Annotated in this window: 18 protein-coding genes; 13 read left to right on the top strand and 5 right to left on the bottom strand. The window is 73.4% G+C overall.

The features are described from left to right. Positions 1–29: 29 nt before the first annotated feature. The 6 genes from ACZ46W_RS10610 to ACZ46W_RS10585 all read left to right on the top strand — a co-directional run bounded on the left by ACZ46W_RS10610 (position 30) and on the right by ACZ46W_RS10585 (position 5,597). Positions 30–1,055: an adenosine deaminase gene (locus tag ACZ46W_RS10610; RefSeq protein ID WP_468334441.1), complete on the top strand. Its 1,026-nt coding sequence runs from the start codon at positions 30–32 to the stop codon at positions 1,053–1,055. A 5-nt stretch (positions 1,056–1,060) separates the two neighbouring features. Beyond that, the gene (locus tag ACZ46W_RS10605) at positions 1,061–1,753 is read left to right on the top strand and encodes a glycerophosphodiester phosphodiesterase (protein ID WP_468334438.1); all 693 of its coding nucleotides are present in this window, start codon (positions 1,061–1,063) and stop codon (positions 1,751–1,753) included. Continuing rightward, on the top strand, positions 1,750–2,535 hold the full coding sequence (locus ACZ46W_RS10600; RefSeq protein WP_468334435.1) for an SAM-dependent methyltransferase: 786 nt from the start codon (positions 1,750–1,752) through the stop codon (positions 2,533–2,535). Before ACZ46W_RS10605 ends, ACZ46W_RS10600 begins: the two co-directional genes overlap by 4 nt. Next, positions 2,532–3,662 carry a sensor histidine kinase gene (locus ACZ46W_RS10595; protein ID WP_468334432.1) on the top strand — a complete coding sequence of 377 codons (1,131 nt, stop codon included), beginning with the start codon at positions 2,532–2,534 and terminating at the stop codon, positions 3,660–3,662. Before ACZ46W_RS10600 ends, ACZ46W_RS10595 begins: the two co-directional genes overlap by 4 nt. A 50-nt stretch (positions 3,663–3,712) precedes the next feature. Further along, the gene (locus ACZ46W_RS10590; protein ID WP_468334762.1) at positions 3,713–4,339 is read left to right on the top strand and encodes a response regulator; all 627 of its coding nucleotides are present in this window, start codon (positions 3,713–3,715) and stop codon (positions 4,337–4,339) included. 85 nt (positions 4,340–4,424) lie between these two features. Next, positions 4,425–5,597: a serine hydrolase domain-containing protein gene (locus ACZ46W_RS10585; protein WP_468334429.1), complete on the top strand. Its 1,173-nt coding sequence runs from the start codon at positions 4,425–4,427 to the stop codon at positions 5,595–5,597. Here ACZ46W_RS10585 and ACZ46W_RS10580 read toward each other — a convergent pair. Together ACZ46W_RS10580 and ACZ46W_RS10575 are read right to left on the bottom strand one after the other, a co-directional pair. Then, entirely contained in the window at positions 5,572–6,105 is a 534-nt protein-coding gene (locus ACZ46W_RS10580; RefSeq protein WP_468334426.1) for a hypothetical protein, read from the bottom strand. The genes ACZ46W_RS10585 and ACZ46W_RS10580 overlap by 26 nt on opposite strands. A 110-nt stretch (positions 6,106–6,215) precedes the next feature. Next, entirely contained in the window at positions 6,216–6,434 is a 219-nt protein-coding gene (locus ACZ46W_RS10575) for a hypothetical protein (RefSeq protein ID WP_468334423.1), read from the bottom strand. Positions 6,435–6,552: 118 nt separating this feature from the next. On the opposite strand from ACZ46W_RS10575, the gene ACZ46W_RS10570 reads away from it, so the two are divergent. Further along, complete coding sequence (locus ACZ46W_RS10570; RefSeq protein WP_468334420.1) at positions 6,553–8,496, top strand: serine/threonine-protein kinase; 1,944 nt, start codon at positions 6,553–6,555, stop codon at positions 8,494–8,496. Between the two features lie 89 nt (positions 8,497–8,585). Here the strand turns inward: ACZ46W_RS10570 and ACZ46W_RS10565 are convergent, their stop codons facing one another. Beyond that, on the bottom strand, positions 8,586–10,022 hold the full coding sequence (locus ACZ46W_RS10565; protein ID WP_468334417.1) for a gamma-aminobutyraldehyde dehydrogenase: 1,437 nt from the start codon (positions 10,020–10,022) through the stop codon (positions 8,586–8,588). A gap of 178 nt (positions 10,023–10,200) precedes the next feature. On the opposite strand from ACZ46W_RS10565, the gene ACZ46W_RS10560 reads away from it, so the two are divergent. From ACZ46W_RS10560 to ACZ46W_RS10535, 6 genes are all read left to right on the top strand, one after another. Further along, positions 10,201–10,707, top strand: coding sequence for an Lrp/AsnC family transcriptional regulator (locus ACZ46W_RS10560; protein WP_189551667.1), 507 nt, complete (start codon positions 10,201–10,203; stop codon positions 10,705–10,707). After that, the gene (locus ACZ46W_RS10555; protein ID WP_468334412.1) at positions 10,692–12,071 is read left to right on the top strand and encodes an aspartate aminotransferase family protein; all 1,380 of its coding nucleotides are present in this window, start codon (positions 10,692–10,694) and stop codon (positions 12,069–12,071) included. Before ACZ46W_RS10560 ends, ACZ46W_RS10555 begins: the two co-directional genes overlap by 16 nt. A 211-nt stretch (positions 12,072–12,282) precedes the next feature. Then, entirely contained in the window at positions 12,283–13,011 is a 729-nt protein-coding gene (locus ACZ46W_RS10550; RefSeq protein ID WP_468334409.1) for an ABC transporter ATP-binding protein, read from the top strand. Further along, positions 12,993–14,159: a hypothetical protein gene (locus tag ACZ46W_RS10545; RefSeq protein ID WP_468334406.1), complete on the top strand. Its 1,167-nt coding sequence runs from the start codon at positions 12,993–12,995 to the stop codon at positions 14,157–14,159. The genes ACZ46W_RS10550 and ACZ46W_RS10545 overlap by 19 nt, the downstream gene beginning before the upstream one ends. A 60-nt stretch (positions 14,160–14,219) precedes the next feature. Continuing rightward, positions 14,220–15,335, top strand: coding sequence for an LOG family protein (locus ACZ46W_RS10540; RefSeq protein WP_468334403.1), 1,116 nt, complete (start codon positions 14,220–14,222; stop codon positions 15,333–15,335). A gap of 106 nt (positions 15,336–15,441) precedes the next feature. Continuing rightward, positions 15,442–16,608 carry a serine hydrolase domain-containing protein gene (locus tag ACZ46W_RS10535; RefSeq protein WP_468334400.1) on the top strand — a complete coding sequence of 389 codons (1,167 nt, stop codon included), beginning with the start codon at positions 15,442–15,444 and terminating at the stop codon, positions 16,606–16,608. On the opposite strand, the gene ACZ46W_RS10530 is transcribed toward ACZ46W_RS10535, so the two are convergent. Beyond that, entirely contained in the window at positions 16,602–17,669 is a 1,068-nt protein-coding gene (locus ACZ46W_RS10530; RefSeq protein WP_468334759.1) for a glycosyltransferase family 4 protein, read from the bottom strand. The two genes, ACZ46W_RS10535 and ACZ46W_RS10530, sit on opposite strands and share 7 nt — an antisense overlap. Continuing rightward, positions 17,569–19,035: a hypothetical protein gene (locus tag ACZ46W_RS10525; RefSeq protein ID WP_468334397.1), complete on the bottom strand. Its 1,467-nt coding sequence runs from the start codon at positions 19,033–19,035 to the stop codon at positions 17,569–17,571. The genes ACZ46W_RS10530 and ACZ46W_RS10525 overlap by 101 nt, the downstream gene beginning before the upstream one ends. Positions 19,036–19,114: the final 79 nt, after the last annotated feature.

Here is a 19,114-nt window from a genome sequence, read left to right as displayed (position 1 = left end):
GAACCGCGAACCGCACACGGAGGACCCCGATGACCGATCTGCACCCCTTCATCGCGGGGCTGCCCAAGGCGGAGCTGCACGTCCACCACGTCGGCTCGGCCTCGCCCCGGATCGTCGCCGAGCTGGCCGCCCGCCACCCCGACTCGAAGGTCCCCACCGACCCCGAGGCGCTCGTCGACTACTTCGTCTTCACCGACTTCGCCCACTTCATCGAGGTGTACCTGTCGGTCGTCGACCTCATCCGCACCCCGGAGGACGTCCGGCTGCTGACCTACGAGGTCGCCCGGGACATGGCCCGGCAGAACATCCGGTACGCGGAGCTGACCGTCACGCCCTACAGCTCCACCCGGCGCGGCATCGACGAGAAGGCGTTCATGGCCGCCATCGAGGACGCCCGCACCGCCGCCGAGACCGAGCTCGGCGTCATCCTGCGCTGGTGCTTCGACATCCCCGGCGAGGCCGGTCTGGAGGCGGCCGAGGAGACGGCCCGGCTCGCGGTGGACCTGCGGCCCGAGGGCCTGGTGTCGTTCGGGCTCGGCGGCCCCGAGATCGGCGTACCGCGCCCGCAGTTCAAGCCGTACTTCGACCGGGCCATCGCCGCCGGGCTCCACTCCGTGCCGCACGCCGGCGAGACGACCGGCCCGCGGACCGTCTGGGACGCCCTGACCGAGCTGCGCGCCGAGCGCATCGGCCACGGCACCAGCTCCGTCCAGGACCCGAAGCTGCTGGCGCACCTCGCCGAGCACCGCATCGCGCTGGAGGTGTGCCCGACGTCCAACATCGCCACCCGCGCCGTCGCGGACATCGACGAGCACCCCATCAAGGAGATGGTCGCCGCCGGTGTGCTGGTCACCATCAACTCCGACGACCCGCCGATGTTCGGCACCGACCTCAACAACGAGTACGGGGTCGCGGCCCGGCTGCTGGGGCTGGACGAGCGGGGCGTCGCCGAGCTCGCCAAGAACGCCGTGGAGGCGTCGTTCCTCGACCCGGCCGGCAAGGCGAGGATCGCCGCCGAGATCGACAGCTACACCACCGAGTGGCTCGCGCGGTAGGCGTGATGCGTACCGTCACCGTCGTCGCGCACCGGGGTGACCCGTACCGCGTCCGGGAGAACACCCTCGCGTCGCTCCGCTCGGCGGTCGCGCGCGGGGCGGACGCGGTGGAGATCGACGTACGGCTCACCCGCGACGGCGTCCCGGTGCTCCTCCACGACGAGTCGCTCAAGCGCCTGTGGGGCGTGGACCGGCCGCTCGCGCACGTCACGCTGGCCGAGCTGCGCGGGCTGACCGGCGCGGAGGGCGTGCCCACGCTGGCCGAGGCGCTGGACGCGCTCGGTGGCCACCGGGTGATGGTCGACCTGCCGGGCGCCACGGAGCGGTCGGTGCGCACCATCGTGGGCACCGTCCACGAGTGCGGCGCGGCCGACCGCGCGTACTACTGCTCCAGTGCCGCCGCCATGCTGCTGGTCCGCGCGGCCGACCCGGGGGCCGAGATCGCCCTGACGTGGACGACGCTCGCCCCGCCGCGCCCGGTGCTGCTGGAGGCGGTGGCTCCGCGCTGGCTCAACTACCGTTTCGGGCTGGTCAGTCGGGCGCTGGCCGACCGGGTCCACCGGGACGGGCTGCTCGTTTCCGCCTGGACGGCCGACACGCGCCGCACCATGCGTAGGCTGATCGCCGACGGGGTGGACTCGATCACCACCAACCGCGTGGACACGCTGAGCGCCGTACTGAAGGGAAGCCGCACGTGACCCCGGACAGCACCGGCAGGATCCGCACCGACATCGCGCACAACGCCCGCGTCTGGAACTACTGGCTCGGCGGCAAGGACAACTACCCCGTCGACCGCGCGGTCGGCGACGAGATCGTCGCCATGTACCCGAGCATCGGCGAAGTCGCCCGCGCCGACCGGGCGTTCCTCGGCCGGGCGGTGACGTACCTGGCCGGTGAGGCGGGCGTCCGGCAGTTCCTGGACATCGGCACGGGCCTGCCGACCGCCGACAACACCCACGAGGTCGCCCAGCGCATCGCGCCCGACGCGCGGGTGGTGTACGTCGACAACGACCCGATCGTCCTCACCCACGCCCGCGCGCTGCTCACCGGTTCCCCCGAGGGCGTGACCGAGTACGTCGACGCGGACGCGCACCGGCCGGAGCGGATCCTTCAGGCGGTCCGGCCGGTCCTGGACCTGGACCGGCCGGTCGCGGTGATGATGCTCGGCATCCTGAACTTCGTCCTGGACACGGACGAGGCCCGTTCGATCGTCCGGACGCTGATGGCGGCGGTGCCGTCCGGCAGCCACCTGGTGCTGACCCACCCGACGCTGGAGCTGGGCGGCGAGGGCAACGCGGAGGCGATGGCGTTCTGGAACAAGAACGCCACCCCGCCGATCACCGCCCGCAGCCGCGCCGAGTTCGCGTCGTTCCTCGACGGTCTGGAGGTCCTGGAGCCGGGCATCGTGTCGTGCGCGAGCTGGCGGTTCGCGGCGGCGACGGAGGTGGCCCAGTTCGGCGCGGTCGCCCGCAAGCCGTGACGCGCCCGGCCCGCCGGGCCCGCCCCTGGGCCGCGATCCGCCCGGCCGGCCGGCTCCGCCCCTGGGCCGTGGACGCCGGTCTCGCACTGCTGGTACAGGCCGCGATGAGCATGCCGTTCGTCGTGCCGCGCGACCCGGCCCTGCCGCCGGCGACGTGGACGGCGTACGGGCTGACGACGCTGACCGTGCTGCCGCTGGTCTGGCGCCGCCGGGCACCGGCCCTGGTCCTGCTGGCGATCCTGGCGACGAGCGCGCTGTACGAGCTGGCGGTCGACGGGCCGGGCCAGCCGCTCCCGTACCCGGGGCTGGTGATCGTCTACACGATCGCCGCCCTGTCGCCGCCCCGCACCCGGGTGACCGTGGCGGCGATGCTGCCGTTGATCATCGCCGGGTCGGTGTGGCTCAACACCCGCTCGGCCAGGGAGCTGCTGTTCGCGCTGTTCGTGTTCGGCGCGGCGTACGTCCTCGGGCGGCTCACCGACACGCGCCAGCGGTACGCCGCCGCCCGCGAACGGACCCGGATCGCCCGGGAGATGCACGACATCCTGTCGCACGCGGTGAGCCTGATGGTGGTGCAGGCGGAGGCCGGGCCGGTCGCGGTGCGCGCGGCTCCGGAGCGGGCGGAGGCGGCGTTCGACGCGATCTCCGAGACGGGCCGGGAGGCGATGGCGCAACTGCGCGGCATGCTGGGCGTCCTGCGGGAGGACCCGGGCGGGGCCCCGCCCCGGGCGCCGCAGCCGGACACGGCCGGACTGCCGGCCCTGCTGGAGCGGGTGCGCCGCAGCGGCCTGGACGTCTCGTACGAGGTGACCGGCACCGCCCGCGCCCTGCCGCCGGCGATCGGGGCGACCGTGTACCGGGTGGTGCAGGAGGCGCTGACGAACACGGTGAAGCACGCGGCGGCCCGGGCGGTCACCGTGCGGCTGGCGTACGGGGAGGACGAGGTGGAGGTCACGGTGACGGACGACGGGCGCGGGCCCAGGGGCTCGGGCGGCGGCCACGGGCTGACCGGCGTGCGGGAGCGGGCGGCGGCGCACGGCGGGAGCGCGGTGTGCGGGCCTGGCCCGGGCGGGCGGGGCTTCCGGGTCGCGGTGTCGCTGCCGTTCGGCGAGGGGGCGCGGGCGTGATCCGGGTGGTGGTGGCCGACGACCAGGAGCTGGTGCGCGGCGGCTTCGCGATGATCCTGGACGCCCAGCCGGACATCGAGGTGGTCGCCGAGGCGGGCGACGGGGCGCGGGCGGTCGACGCGGTGCGGCGCCACGCCCCGGAGGTGGCGCTGCTGGACGTGCGGATGCCGGTCATGGACGGCATCGAGGCGTGCCGGGCGATCAGCGCGAGCAGCGCCTGCCGGACGGTGATGCTGACGACCTTCGACTCCGACGAGTACGTGTACGAGGCGCTGCACGCGGGGGCGAGCGGCTTCCTGCTGAAGGACGTGCGGCGCGACGACCTGGTGCACGCGGTACGGGTGGTGGCGCGGGGCGACTCGCTGCTCGCGCCGTCCGTGGCGCGCCGGCTCGTCGAGGAGTACACCGCCCGTGGCTCCCGGAGGACGGACGGCGCCCGGCTGGCGGCGCTGACCGCCCGGGAGCGCGAGACGCTGCTCCTGCTGGGGCGGGGGCTGTCGAACGCGGAGATCGCCGCCGAGTTCGTCGTCAGTGAGCACACGGTGAAGACGCACGTCGGCAACGTGCTGTCCAAGCTGGGACTGAGGGACCGCGTCCAGGCGGTCATCTGCGCGTACGAGACGGGCCTGATCACCGCCGGTTCTCCCCCGTCGGAGGGAGGCCGGGCCCGTCGATGATCCCCCGCTGCGGCGATCCGGCCGGAGCGCTCGGTCACCAGGATGGGAGCCGTCCGATCAACGGCTGTCGAACCTGGAGCCGACCATGAACACACGCACGCGTACCCTCCTCGCCACGGCGCTCGTCCTCGGTGTGGCGGCGGGTTCCCTGGCCGCCCCCGCCACGGCGCGGAGCCACCCCGCTCCGGCCACCGCCCCGGCCACCGCGCGAAGCCACCCCGCTCCGGACGCCGGTGCGCTGCGCGCCGCGCTCGCCGGGCTGCCGGACGCCGAGGCGACCGCCGCCCTGGTCCGGGTCGGCGGCACCGGCGGGAACTGGCGCGGCAGCGCGGGCGTCCACGACCTGGGGAGCGGCCGCCCGGCGGACCCGGAGGGCCGCTTCCGTGCCGGTTCGGTGACCAAGGTGTTCACGGCGGCGGTGGTGCTCCAGCTCGCGGGCGAGGGGGCGGTGGACCTCGACGGGTACGTCCGGGACTACCTGCCGGACCTGATCCCGGCCGCGTACGACAAGGTCACCGTGCGCCAGCTCCTCGACCACACGCACGGGCTGCCCGACGGCGACTTCCCCGGCGAGGACGTCCACGACTGGTACGCCCACCGCTTCGACGTGCACGACCCGCGCCGGATCGTCGCCTCCGCGACCGCCAAGGAGCGGGTCGCCCCGCCCGGGGAGGTCCAGCGCTACAGCAACATCGGGTACACGATCGCCGGGCTGCTGATCGAGCGCGTCACGGGCGGGACGTACGCGGACCAGGTCACCCGCCGCGTCCTGCGCCCGCTCGGCCTGCACGGCACCTACTTCCCGGGCACCTCGCCGCGCATCCGGGGCCCGCACAACCACGGCTACCAGGTCTTCCCGATGCCGGACGGCACACGTGAGCTGCGCGACGTGACGGTGTGGGGCGTCACGGACGGCTGGGCGGCCGGCGACATCGTCTCGACGACCGCCGACCTGGAGCGGTTCCTGCTGGCGCTGTTCCGGGGGCAGGTGGTGCGCGGCCCGCTGCTGAAGGAGATGTTCACCGTTCCGGCGGGTGTGCCCGGGGCGACCATGAGCGCGGGGTTGCAGCGGTACGAGGCGGAGGACGGCCGCGTGCTGTGGCTGAAGACCGGCGGCCGGTGGGGCTACAACACGGTGATCGCGGCCACCGAGGACCTCTCCCGCACCCTCGTGTACTCCGTGAACTCGACGGACGCGAAGGGCGAGGGCATGAACCCGGTGGCCGAGCGGATCATGCGGGCAGCGTTCGCGCGCTGAGCACCGGGGCGGTCAGCGCCTCCAGGCGCTTGATCATGCGGCGTACGACGAGCAGCGGGATCACTCCGAAGACGCCGAAGGACATGTCGATCACCGACCACCAGAAGGGGATACCCCGGATGGGGCCGCAGATCAGCGCGAGCGGGATGATCCCGGCGCAGGCGATCATCCCGAAGTCGATCACCCAGATGTTGCGGACGGGGTCGCGGTAGGGCCCGTAGAAGGCGACCGCGATGACGAGGTGCGCGAAGGCGAGCCAGTCGGTCCCGTACAGCAGGAACGGGTACTGCTCGTCGGCGGCGTCGAGGCCGGTGCGGACGCGCTCGATCCACTCCTGGAGGCCCGGGAAGGCGTCGGCGACGGGGGACGCCCAGCCGTTGAGGGCGTCCTCGGCGAGACGCAGTTCGGTGACGAGCGGGAAGGCCGTGGCTCCGCTCAGCACCAGACAGACGATGAAGACCACCAACCACACACGTATGCGCCGCAGTAGGGCGCGGGTCTCGCTCATGTCCGCAGCGTACGCCGGGGTTTACGCGCACTTTGCCGGGGCCCGGGCGCGTCCGGGCCGACCGGTGTGCGGCAGGATGGTGGCGTCCGCGCCCTGCGCCGGGGAGCGCCCTACTCGCCGGTGTCCTGCGTGTCCGTGTCCTTCTGTTCCGCCTCGACTCCCTTGAGCGGTTCGCCGCCCTCGGTGCCCTCGCCGGGGCGGTAGCCCTCCGCCGCGCTCGCCGTGCCGGGGACGGTGCGGCGGGTGGCCTGCTGCTCCGCGCCCGAGTGGGCTCCGGGTCCGCGCTCGTCGTGGGGCTCGCGGGTGCCACGGTCCTTCTCCTGGCTCATGCTTCCTCCCTGGTCGCGGGCCGTCCGGGTACCCGCCCCCGGCCGTCGCACGCTCCTGGGCCGGGCGGAAAGCGGCGGGCGGGCCGGTGACCGAGCGTCACTGTGCGAAGATCCGACAGTGCAACCGATCACCGCTGAAGACCCCACCTGGATAGGCCCGTACCGCCTCCTCGGACGCCTGGGCGAGGGCGGCATGGGCCGTGTCTATCTCGCGCGCAGCGAGGGCGGCCGGACCGTCGCCGTGAAGTTGATCCTCGGTCAGTTGGCCCAGGACGGCGAGTTCCGGCAGCGGTTCGCGCAGGAGGTGTCCGCGGCGCGGCGGGTCGGCGGGCGGTGGACGGCGCCGGTGCTGGACGCCGACACCGGGGCGGCGGTGCCCTGGGTGGCGACCGGTTACATTCCGGGTCCGTCCCTGTCGGAGGTCGTCGGCAGGGATCACGGACCCCTGCCCGACACGTCCGTACGCGCCCTGGCGAGCGGGCTCTCCCAGGCGCTGGAGGCCATCCACTCCGTGGGCCTGGTGCACCGCGACCTGAAGCCCTCCAACGTCCTGGTGACCGTGGACGGCCCCCGTGTGATCGACTTCGGCATCGCCCGCGCGCTGGACGCGCACAGCGCCGCCGGTGACGTCAGGACCCGTACCGGCGCGGTCGTCGGCTCGCCCGGTTTCATGTCGCCGGAGCAGGTGCGCGGCGAGAGCATCACGCCCGCGTCGGACGTGTTCTGCCTGGGCGCGGTGCTGGCGTACGCGGCGACGGGGCGGATGCCGTTCGGCAGCGCCGACAGCGGCGTCCACAGCCTGATGTACCGGATCGTGCAGGAGGAACCCGACCTGGTGGGCGTGCCGCAGCGGCTCACGGGCCTGGTCAGGGCCTGTCTGATCAAGGACCCGGCAGGCCGGCCGTCGGTGGCGGAGCTGATCGAGGCCACGCGGGACGCCGAACCCGCCGGGGCCTGGCTGCCGGGCGCGCTGCTCGCGGAGCTGGGCCAGCGGGCGGCGCGGCTGCTGGACGCGGAGCTGCCCGCGTCGGCCCACGGCCCGGTGGCACAGCCGGGCCCGGTCGGCCCGCCGCAGTCGCCGCAGCCGCCGCACCCGGGCCTGCCGTACGCGCCCACGGCGTTCCAGACGCCGCCTCCCGCGCCGCAGCCCCATCCGTATGTGCACCACGTCCCCGCGCAAGCCCTGTCGCCGCAGTACGTCACCCCTCAGCACCTGGCCCCGAGCCCTCCGCGCAACGGGTCCGGGAGCGGTGCGCGGCTGGCGGTGATCGTGCTGAGCATCGTGATCGGGGTGCCGGTGGTGGGCATCATCCTGCTCGCCGTCATCGGCGTGATCGTCGGCGACGACGACGAGACGCCCGAGATCCGCGAGCCCATCGGTGCCGTGCCGGACGCCTACGTCGGCGCGTGGGAGGGCGTGATGCGGGCGGGCACCGAGGGCGAGTTCCAGGGCCGCTTCGACATCGTGCAGGGCGAGAAGGGCCGGATGGTGGCCACCGTCACGTACACCCTGCCGCACGCGCTCTGCCAGGACCGCGCCCCGCTGGTCTCCGCCAGCGACGAGAAGATCGTCCTGGGCGGCGGCAGCAGGGCCAAGACCGTGCCCGCCGGGGCCAAGGCCTGCGCGAAGGCGTCGCAGAACCAGGTGCTCAAGGCGCAGCCGGACGGCACGCTGCTGTGGGAGACGATGGGCGCGTCCACGACGCTCAAGCCGGCGGAGACGAGCGATCTCGCCGTCCACCCGAAGTTCATCGGGACCTGGGACCTTCCGGTCGAGCCCGCCGCGAACAGCCTCAGGGTGACGATCAAGCAGGGTGCGGTCGGTGACGAGGTCGCGACGGCGACCGGCGCGGGCTCCTTCAAGGAGTGCAGGTGGAAGGCCGTGCTCTCGGGTGCGCACAGCGACCGGCTCGTTCTCGGGCCGCTCACCTCGGCCAAGAGCGCCTGCCCGGTGCGGGGTTCGATGGTGCTCACCCCGGCCGGTGAGGGGAAGCTCTACGCGAGCCGGGCGGACCGGCCGAAGGGCACGGTCCAGGAGGAGCTCAACCGCCGGGACCCCTGATCGCCCGGGCGATCACCCGGGCCGGAAAGGGCGCGGGCGGGCCCGGGGACCAAGCCCCTGGCCCGCCCGCCCATTGGCGTGACGGTGTGTCAGCCGAGCGAGGTCATCACGTGCTTGACGCGCGTGTAGTCCTCGAAGCCGTACGCCGAGAGGTCCTTGCCGTAGCCGGACTTCTTGAAGCCGCCGTGCGGCATCTCCGCGACCAGCGGGATGTGGGTGTTGATCCACACGCAGCCGAAGTCCAGCGCCTTGGACATGCGCATCGCGCGCGCGTGGTCCTTGGTCCAGACGGAGGAGGCGAGCGCGTACTCGACGCCGTTGGCGTACTCGACGGCCTGCTCCTCGTCGCGGAAGGACTGGACGGTGATGACGGGGCCGAAGACCTCGTTCTGCACGATCTCGTCGTCCTGCTTGAGGCCGGAGACGACGGTCGGGGCGTAGAAGTAGCCCTTGTCGCCGACCCGGTGGCCGCCCGCCTCGACCTTGGCGTGGGCGGGGAGGCGGTCGATGAAGCCGGTGACCTGCTTGAGCTGGTTGGCGTTGTTCAGCGGGCCGTAGAGCACGTCCGCGTCGTCCGGCTGACCGGTCTTGGTCTCGGACGCGGCCTTGGCGAGCGCGGAGACGAACTCGTCGTGGATGGACTCGTGGACGAGCACGCGGGTGGCGGCGGTGCAGTCCTGGCCGGCGTTGAAGAAGCCCGCGACGGAGATGTCCTCGACGGCCTTGGCGATGTCGGTGTCCTCGAAGACGACGACCGGCGCCTTGCCGCCCAGCTCCAGGTGGACGCGCTTGACGTCCTTGGCGGCGGACTCGGCGACCTGCATGCCGGCGCGTACGGAGCCGGTGATGGAGGCCATCGCGGGGGTGGGGTGCTCGACCATGGCGCGGCCGGTGTCGCGGTCGCCGCAGATGACGTTGAAGACGCCCTTGGGGACGATCGAGCCGATGATCTCGGCCATCAGCACGGTGGACGCCGGCGTGGTGTCCGACGGCTTGAGGACGACGGTGTTGCCCGCGGCGAGCGCCGGGGCGAACTTCCACACGGCCATCATCATCGGGTAGTTCCACGGCGCGACCTGCGCGCAGACGCCGACCGGCTCGCGCCGGATGATCGAGGTCATGCCCTCCATGTACTCACCGGCGGACTTGCCCTCCAGCAGCCGCGCGGCGCCCGCGAAGAAGCGGATCTGGTCCACCATCGGCGGGATCTCTTCGCTGCGAGTGAGCTCGATCGGCTTGCCGGTGTTCTCGCACTCGGCCGCGATGAGGTCCTCGGCGCGCTCCTCGAAGGCGTCGGCGATCTTCAGCAGCACCTTCTGGCGCTCGGCCGGCGTGGTGTCGCGCCAGGCCGGGAAGGCGGCCGCGGCGACCTCCATGGCGGCGTCCACGTCCGCCTGCCCGGAGAGCGGAGAAGTGGCGTACACCTCGCCGGTGGCCGGGTTGACCACGTCGATGGTCCGTCCGTCGGCGGCGTCCCGGAACTCCCCGTTGATGTAGTTGCGCAGACGACGCAGCTCGGTGGTCACTTGCCACCCCTCCTGTCGGTCTCGTGGTTCTCGGTGTCCAAGTGCTGGACAGCCCCACCCTAATCGCTGAACCCACGCTTTCGACAGGCCCGACGCTCTAGAACTTCGGATTCAGTCGGATTGGATCTCCAGAACAACGAATTTCCTAGATCTGGGGTTGCGCGAGTGACGAGACTCGGTGCACAGTGAAGACGTGGCCAGTCGAAGCGCAGACCCCAGGGCCGGGAACGGATCGTCACCGACGATCGACGCCGTATCCCTGGCGATCATCGAACAGCTCCAGGAGGACGGACGCCGTCCGTACGCCGCCATCGGCAAGGCCGTCGGCCTGTCCGAAGCGGCCGTGCGGCAGCGCGTCCAGAAGCTCCTCGATCAGGGCGTCATGCAGATCGTCGCCGTCACCGACCCGCTCACCGTCGGCTTCCGCCGGCAGGCGATGGTCGGCATCAATGTCGAGGGCGACGTGGAGCAGGTGGCGGACGCCGTGACGGCCATGGCCGAATGCGAGTACGTGGTGATGACCGCGGGCTCCTTCGACCTCATGGTGGAGATCGTCTGCGAGGACGACGACCACCTTCTGGATGTGATCAACAAGCGCATCCGCACTCTCCCCGGCGTGCGCTCCACCGAGAGCTTCGTCTACCTCAAGCTCAAGAAGCAGACCTATATGTGGGGAACCCGATAGCCGTGAGCAAGGACCTCTCCAAGACCGCCTACGACCACCTGTGGATGCACTTCACCCGCATGTCGTCGTACGAGAACAGCCCCGTCCCGACCATCGTCCGCGGCGAGGGCACCTACATCTTCGACGACAAGGGCAAGCGCTACCTCGACGGCCTCGCCGGCCTGTTCGTGGTCCAGGCCGGCCACGGCCGGACCGAGCTCGCCGAGACCGCCTACAAGCAGGCCCAGGAGCTCGCCTTTTTCCCGGTGTGGTCCTACGCCCACCCGAAGGCCGTCGAGCTGGCCGAGCGCATCGCGCACCACGCCCCCGGTGACCTCAACAAGGTCTTCTTCACCACCGGTGGCGGCGAGGCGGTCGAGACCGCCTGGAAGCTGGCCAAGCAGTACTTCAAGCTGGTCGGCAAGCCCACCAAGCACAAGGTCATCTCCCGCGCGGTCGCCTACCACGGCACCCCGCAGGGCGCGCTGTCCATCACCGGCCTGCCGGGCCTGAAGGCCCCCTTCGAGCCGCTGGTGCCGGGCGCGCACAAGGTGCCGAACACCAACATCTACCGCGCCCCGATCCACGGCGACGACCCCGAGGCCTTCGGCCGCTGGGCCGCCGACCAGATCGAGCAGCAGATCCTCTTCGAGGGCCCGGAGACCGTCGCCGCGGTCTTCCTGGAGCCGGTGCAGAACGCCGGTGGCTGCTTCCCGCCGCCGCCCGGCTACTTCCAGCGCGTGCGCGAGATCTGCGACCAGTACGACGTGCTGCTCGTCTCCGACGAGGTCATCTGCGCCTTCGGCCGCCTCGGCACGATGTTCGCGTGTGACAAGTTCGGCTACGTACCGGACATGATCACCTGCGCCAAGGGCATGACCTCGGGCTACTCCCCGATCGGCGCGTGCATCGTCTCCGACCGCCTGGCGGAGCCGTTCTACAAGGGTGACAACACCTTCCTGCACGGCTACACCTTCGGTGGCCACCCGGTCTCCGCGGCCGTCGGCCTCGCCAACCTCGACATCTTCGAGCGCGAGAACCTCAACCAGCACGTCCTGGACAACGAGGGCGCCTTCCGCGCCACGCTGGAGAAGCTGCACGACCTGCCGATCGTCGGCGACGTCCGCGGCAACGGCTACTTCTACGGCATCGAGCTCGTCAAGGACAAGGCGACCAAGGAGTCGTTCAACGAGGAGGAGACCGAGCGCGTCCTGTACGGGTTCCTCTCCAAGGCGCTGTACGACAACGGCCTGTACTGCCGTGCCGACGACCGCGGCGACCCGGTCGTCCAGCTCGCGCCGCCGCTGGTGGCCGACCAGTCCACGTTCGACGAGATCGAGCAGATCCTCCGGGCCACCCTCACCGAGGCCTGGACGAAGCTGTAACCCTCGACGTGATCGTCCGATCGTAGGCTGAACGCGGCCCGGGTCATGCCCCATCCGAGTGAGATGGCGTGACCCGGGCCGTGTGCTGTCCGGACACCCGGCTCGCCAATACCTACGGTTCCTGTGACCGATCCGCCCTGCCATCGTTCCCCCATACGGGGGAACAACGTACGGGGGACGACACATCAGAACCGATACCGAGGTGTTCGCCATGGTGGCCCCGCCGGACAACGACGTGCTCTGGGCACGCGCCCTGCACCACTCCCACAACGGCTCCCCCGCGCTTCAAGGTGTCTCCCTCGGCGTGCGCGAGGGCGAGATCCTCGCGGTCAGCGGGCCGCGCGGATGCGGCAAGACGACGCTCCTGCGCTGCCTGTCCGGCCGGCTCGTCCCCCGCGACGGCGAGGTCTGGTACAACAGCGCCCCCGTCCACACCATGACCCAGCTCCAGCGCGAGCGGCTCCGCCGCGACCGGTTCGGCTGGATCGGCCCCGAGCCGGGCCTCGTCCCCGAACTGACCGCCTGGGAGAACACCGCCCTGCCGCTGATGCTGCGCGGCACCTCCCGCCGCGCCGCCAAGGCCGCCGCCCTGGACTGGCTGGAGCGGCTCGACGCCGGCGACTGCGCGCGCAAGCGGCCGCACGCCCTCCCGCAGGCCCAGCGCCAGCGCGTCGCCATCGCCCGCGCCCTGGTCACCATGCCGTCGCTGCTGTTCGCCGACGAACCGACCGCGCCCCTGCACCGCGCCGACGGCGCCCAGGTGCTCCGCACCCTCACCGCGGCCGCCCGGTCACACCGCATCACCGTCCTGCTCGCCACCCACGACCCGGAGGTGGCGGCGCTCGCCGACCGCACGGTGCGCCTGCTCGACGGGCGGCGCGTCAACTCCGTACACCTCAACGGAGCGGAGGGCCGCGACGCGTGCTCGCTCTCCGTCTAGCCCGCGGCACCCACCCCCTGGTGCTCCTGCGGCGGCTGCTCGTCGCGGCCGCCTCGGCCGGGGTGGGGTTCCTGCTGCTGTGCACCCTGGGGTACGCGATCGGGCACCCCGGCGAGTCGCAGGCGGCCCTGATGCGGCTGGCCTGGTGCGCCCTGCCGCTCGCCGCGACCGTGCACTTCGCGGTCGCCGTCGCCCGTACCGACCCGGCGACCCGGCCGCGCCCCAGCCTGTCGGCCATCGGGCTGGGCCCGGCCCGGCTCGCCGCCATCGCCGCCGCGTCGACCGCCGTGTCCTGCACGCTCGGCTCGATGGTCGCCCTGCTGGTCTTCCTCCACCTGCGCGGCGACCTCACGGGCCTGCCGTTCGACGGGGCGTCCGCCGAGCTGCTGGGCGCCGGCCGGCCACTGCCGCTCGCCGCCGCGCTGACCCTGCTCGCGATCGTGCCGGTCACCGCGTCCGGGGCCGCCGCCCTGACGCTGCGCCCGAGCCGCAAGGCCGTCCTGGACGACGACCCGGACGCCGCCGAAACCGCCCCGCCGGTGGCACCGGCCGGGCTGCCGTGGGGCGTGGCGCTGATCGCGCTGGGCCTGGCGATCGAGACGTACGCCGCGCGCGGCACGGCCCTGGACGCGCTGCCGCCCGCGGGCGGTTTCGGCGGCGGCCCGGCGGGCGTGCTGGCGGGCTGGGCGCTCACCGCGCTGGGCCTCGCCGTCGCCGGGCCGGGGCTCACCTACGCGTCCGGGCAACTGCTCCAGACGTTCCGGCCGGGCGTGACCCGGCTGCTGGCGGGACGCGCCCTGATGGAGGAGGCCCGGCGGATCGGCCGCCCGCTGGGCGTGGCGGGCGCGGTGGCCGCGACGACGATCGGGGCGACGAGCCTGTACGGGGCGGCCGGCGCGCGCCCCTTCGGCCCGCTGACCGGGCTGGGCGCGGCACTGGTCATGGCGTGCACCACGGCGACGCTGCTGACCGCTGCGCTGGAGTCCCGGCAGACCCGCGTCACCACGAAGGACGCGCTGCTGCGGCTGGGCGCCTCGGGCGGGATGCTCCGGCTCGCGGTGGCGCTGCGCGCCCTGACGCTGCTGGCCGTGTTCGCGCCGCTGACGTGGGCGGTGGCGGAACTGGCGGCGCTGCCGCTGCGGCGCTGATCCCGGCCGCCTCCACCGGGCCTCGCATGGGGCGCATGCCGGTACGACTATCGTGTCGGCATGGCGCACTCCCCTCGGCACGGCCACGACCGCGAGATCGAAACGCTCCAGGAGTTCGACGAGGTGGCCGCGCGCGGCAGTCTCGTCGGCCACCGCCTCCAGTCGGTGGATCTGACGGAGCGTACGAGCGCGTTGCTCGCCCTTCCGGTGACGGGCGCCGTCTTCCTCGGCTGCCGCATGGAGCCGGACGCCGCCGCGAAGGTCCGGGCGGAGGGGGCGCTCGTCTTCCCGCCCGTGCCGGACGTGCCGTTCGACCCGTACCGGGGCCTGCTGTACTCCCCCGGCGAGCTGTTCGCCGGGCTCGCCGAGCGGGGTTACGAGCACACCCCGGACGCGCTGACCTACGCCTGGTTCCAGCGGACGAAGGCGGACGGCGACATCTTCGCGTCGATGCTGCGGGCCGTGCACGACGACGCGGTCTCCGACGCGCTCGACGAACACCTCGACGGCACGCGTGTGGTGGGCGTGATGGGCGGGCACGCCATGGCGCGCGGCACGGACGCGTACGCGGGTGCCGCCCGCCTCGGCCGCAGCCTCGCCCGCGCCGGGCTGACCGTCGCGACGGGTGGCGGACCCGGCGCCATGGAGGCGGCCAACCTGGGCGCGTACGCCGCGCCGTACGACGACGCGATGCTGGAGGAGGCGCTGCTGCTGCTCGGCAAGGAGCCGTCGTTCGCCCCGTCCGTGGGCGACTGGGCGCGGGCGGCCTTCGAGGTGCGGTCCCGGTGGCCGGAGGGCGGCGACTCGGTGGGCATCCCCACCTGGTTCTACGGCCACGAGCCGCCGAACGCCTTCGCCTCCCACACGGCCAAGTACTTCGCCAACGCCACCCGCGAGGACGGGCTGCTGGCCCGTTGCAACGCGGGGGTCGTCTTCCTCCCCGGGGCTGCCGGCACCGTCCAGGAGATCTTCGACAACGCCACCCCCAACTACTACGAGTCGCGCGGCGAACCCACCCCCATGGTCCTGGTCAACCGCACCCACTGGACCGAGCACCTGCCCGCCTGGCCCCTGCTGCGGGCCCTCGCCGCCGGCCGCTCCATGGAGCCGCGCATCGCCCTCGTCGACGGCGTGGAGGAGGCCCCGGAGGCGCTGCGGCGACTGGGCACCCGATAGCGCGGATGGCCCACCAGGCGGGCGCCGCCGGACGGGCCACCGGATGCTGGGCCCTGAGCGACACCCGGCACGCGCCGGGCGCCAACCGCCCAGGAGGTACACCGGTATGCCCGCAGCACCGACCCACACCCGCCTGCGACTCACCGCCGCCCTGCTCGCCGCCGGGGCGTGCGCCGCCGCCCTGGTCACCGCACCGGCGCACGCCGAGGGACAGCGACCCGACGACCGCGACCGCGCGCTGCACAAGGCGCTGGAGGAACTGGTGGGCCCCCCGGACGGGGCACCCGGGGCCATCGCCGTGCTCCAGCGGGGCCGGGACGTGAAGGTGTACCGGGCGGGCGTGGGCGATGTGAAGTCAGGCCGACCCCCGCAGAGGGGCGACCACATGCGGATCGCCAGTGTGTCCAAGGCCTACAGCGGCGCCGTGGCGCTCCAGCTCGTGGACCGCGACGAGCTGCGGCTCGGCGACACGATCGGCAAACGCCTGCCCTGGCTGCCCAAAGCCTGGCACAAGGTGACGCTCCGCCACCTGCTCCAGCACACCAGCGGGCTGCCGGACTACACCGAGGACCGCGACTTCCTGGAGCTGTTCGCGGCCGACCCCAGCCGCGAGTTCGACCCGCGCAGGCTGCTGGACTTCGTCGCCGACGAGCCCCTCATGTTCAAGCCGGGCTCGCGCTACCGGTACGACAACTCCGACAACATCGTGGTGGCCCTCATGGCGGAGGCGGCCACGGGCCGTCGGTACGAGGAGTTGCTGCACCGGCTCGTCTTCCGGCCGCTCGGCGTGCGCCACACCAGCCTGCCGCGGGGACACCGGCTCCCCCGGCCCTACCTCCACGGCTACGCCTTCGAGCCGTCAGGGCCGCTGGAGGACGTCAGCAACGCCGTCAGCGGGTCGGCCATCTGGGCCTCGGGCGGCATGGTCTCCACGCCGAACGACCTGAACGCCTTCATGCGCGCCTACGGGGGCGGCCGGCTCCTGTCCAAGGAGACCCGCAAGCAGCAGACGGCATGGGTGAAGGGCTCGTCGGTGAACCCCGGCCCGGGCCGCAACGAGGCCGGTCTGGCGCTGTTCAAGTACACCACCCGCTGCGGCGTCGTCCACGGCCACACGGGCAGCGTCCTGGGGTACACCCAGCTCGCCGTGGCCACACCCGACGGCAAGCGCTCGATGACGTTCACCCTCAACACCCAGGTGTCCCGGCCGGAGCTGGTGGCCAAGATGCGCAAGGTCCAGGAGGACTTCGTCTGCGCGCTCCTCCGTCACTGACCCCCACCGCCGTCGCCCAGGAGGCCGGCGAGCGTGTCGTACGTACGCTCCCAGCTCCACTCGGCGCGTACCCAGTCCCGCCCCTTCTCCCCCATCGCCCACGCCACCTGACGGTCCACCAGCAGCCGGACGAGCCCCTCGGCCACCGCCGCCGCGTCCCGCCCGTCGACGACATGGCCGGTCTCCCCGTCCCGTACGGCGTCGGGCGCGCCGCCCGAGTCGCCCGCGACGACCGGGAGCCCGGCCGCGGCGGCCTCCAGGTACACGATGCCGAGGCCCTCGACCTCCAGGCCGCGCTTGCGGCTTCTGCAGGGCATCGCGAACACGTCGGCGGCCGCGTAGAAGGGCGGCAGTTCGGCGTGCGCGTGGCCGCCCGCGAAGACGACCGCTCCCGTCACGCCGTGCTCGGCGGCCAGGTCACGCAGACGGCTCTCGTACGGACCGGACCCGACGAGCAGCAGGCGGGCGTCCGGCACGCGCGCGTGGACCCCCGGCAGGGCGCGGATCAGGGTGTCCTGGCCCTTGCGGGCGACCAGCCGGGCGGCGCACAGGATGACCGGGGCGGCGCCGAGGCCGTAACGGCGGCGTACGAGGCCCGCGTCGGCGCCGGGCCGGAACACATCGGCGTCCACGCCGGGCACGAGCCGCGCGAGCCTCGGCCCCGGCCCGATCGCGGCGGCGATGGGCGCCCGGGTACTCGCCCCCAGGTACGTGACGACGTCCACCCGCTCACCGATGCGCCGCAGCAGGGCCCGGGCGCCGGGCGTGCGGGCCCACCACACCTCGTGGCCGTGCGTCGTGGCGACCGACCGCCGCACCCCGGCCTCCCGCCGCAGCCGGCCGGCCATCAGCCCGAGCGGCGCGGCGGCCCCGAACCAGACGCTGTCACAGCCGTGCTCGCGGGCCAGCGCGACGGCCCGGGCGGTCACGCGCGGCGTGGGCAGCAGCATCCGGGCGCGGTCACGGACGACCGGGTACGGAAGCCCGGCGTCGTGCGCGGCGGCGCCCGCCTCCGCCGACGTGTACACCACCACCCGGCCGGGCGGGAACCGGTCCGTCACCGCCTTCACGAACGTCTCGATGCCGCCCTGCCGGGGCGGGAAGTCGTTGGTGACGACGAGCGTACGGTGCATGGGCCCTCCCTGAGAGGCACGCGAGCAGGACGAACGGGTGGACGAGGTAGCCGAACCGGGTCGCGGGCATGAACGCGATCGCGAGGGTCAGCCCGAGCGCGAGCCGCCCCGCCGCCGCACGTACGGTCCGGGGCGGGCGCACGACGAGCGAGACGGCGACGCACACGGCACTCGCCGCCAGCAGCACCGCCGCGACGACGGCGCCCCCGGGCACGTACGCGGCCAGCAGCCGCCCCGGGAAGGGGCTGGCGGCGGGCGACTCGGTGCCGGTGAGCCCGAGCGGGAAGGCGACGACGTGCGCGTAAAAGGCGCCCGGCCTGGCGCACGCGACCGGCACGGTGACCGCCCCGGCAAGACCCACCGCGGCCCCCGCACACCACAGGACGGCCCGCAGATGGCATCCGGCCGGGGTGGGGCCGTGCAGGGTCGCCCCCGCAGAGGTTGGCGGCTCCGTAACGGCTCCCTTTACCGGCGCCCCAGGCCGCCGGCCTTGAGGAGGCGAGCCCGGAGGGGCCCCGCCCCCCACGCACCCGGCGTGGCCGCACCGCCCCCGTCCGTTGTGCCCACCCTCCCCCAAGCTCTCGGCTCCGCTCGGGCAGGGGGGACCCCCATCGCCCGGCGGAACGACTGCCCGCCACGGAGGTGGGCGGCCCACCGCGCGGTCCCCCACCAGCAGCGCCAACGCCACCGGCAGCGCCGGCCAGGCCGTCCACTTGAGGGCGGCCGCCGCGCCGAGGGCGAGCCCGGCGAGCCCCGCACGGCCGCGCCCGGCGAGGGCGAGGCCCAGGGTCATGAGGCCGGCGACCGGCAGGTCGACGCCGCCCACGGCCAGCGGGAGGGCGACCAGCGGGCACGCGACCACCCAGGGCGAAGCCCGCACCGCGGCCAGGGACGCGACGAACACGCCGCCCATCCACCACCGCGCGTCCCCCGGCAGCGCCCCGAGGACCGCCATCCCCGGCAGGTACGGGTTGTAGTCGGCGAGTCCGCCCGGCTCCGGCGCGTACGGGACGCCGGTCGCCACCAGCAGCGCGCCCGACCGTTCGACGACGGCCACCTCCAACTGCCCCCGGCCGGTCGCCACGAGCAGCACCAGCGGCACCGCCACCGCCCCCAGCAGGGCGGCGCCCATCGCCACGCGGCGGTGGGCCGCGAGCAGCGCCGCCGCCCCGTAGCCGAGGGCCGCGGTGACGCCCCACATCCGGTGCGGGCCCAGGTCGGACACCGCGGCGAGGCCACCGGCGACGCCCGCACACCCCGCCCAGACGACCCGCGTTCCACTCCGCTCGATCATGCGGTCGAGGCTAGGAACGTCCCAACGCCCGCACGTCACCCGTGAATCCGGTCTTCGGAGCCCACCCGTGGCATGAGGG

This window comes from Streptomyces sp. NPDC031064, assembly GCF_055570965.1.
This window is presented reverse-complemented; position numbering and strand designations above follow the sequence as displayed.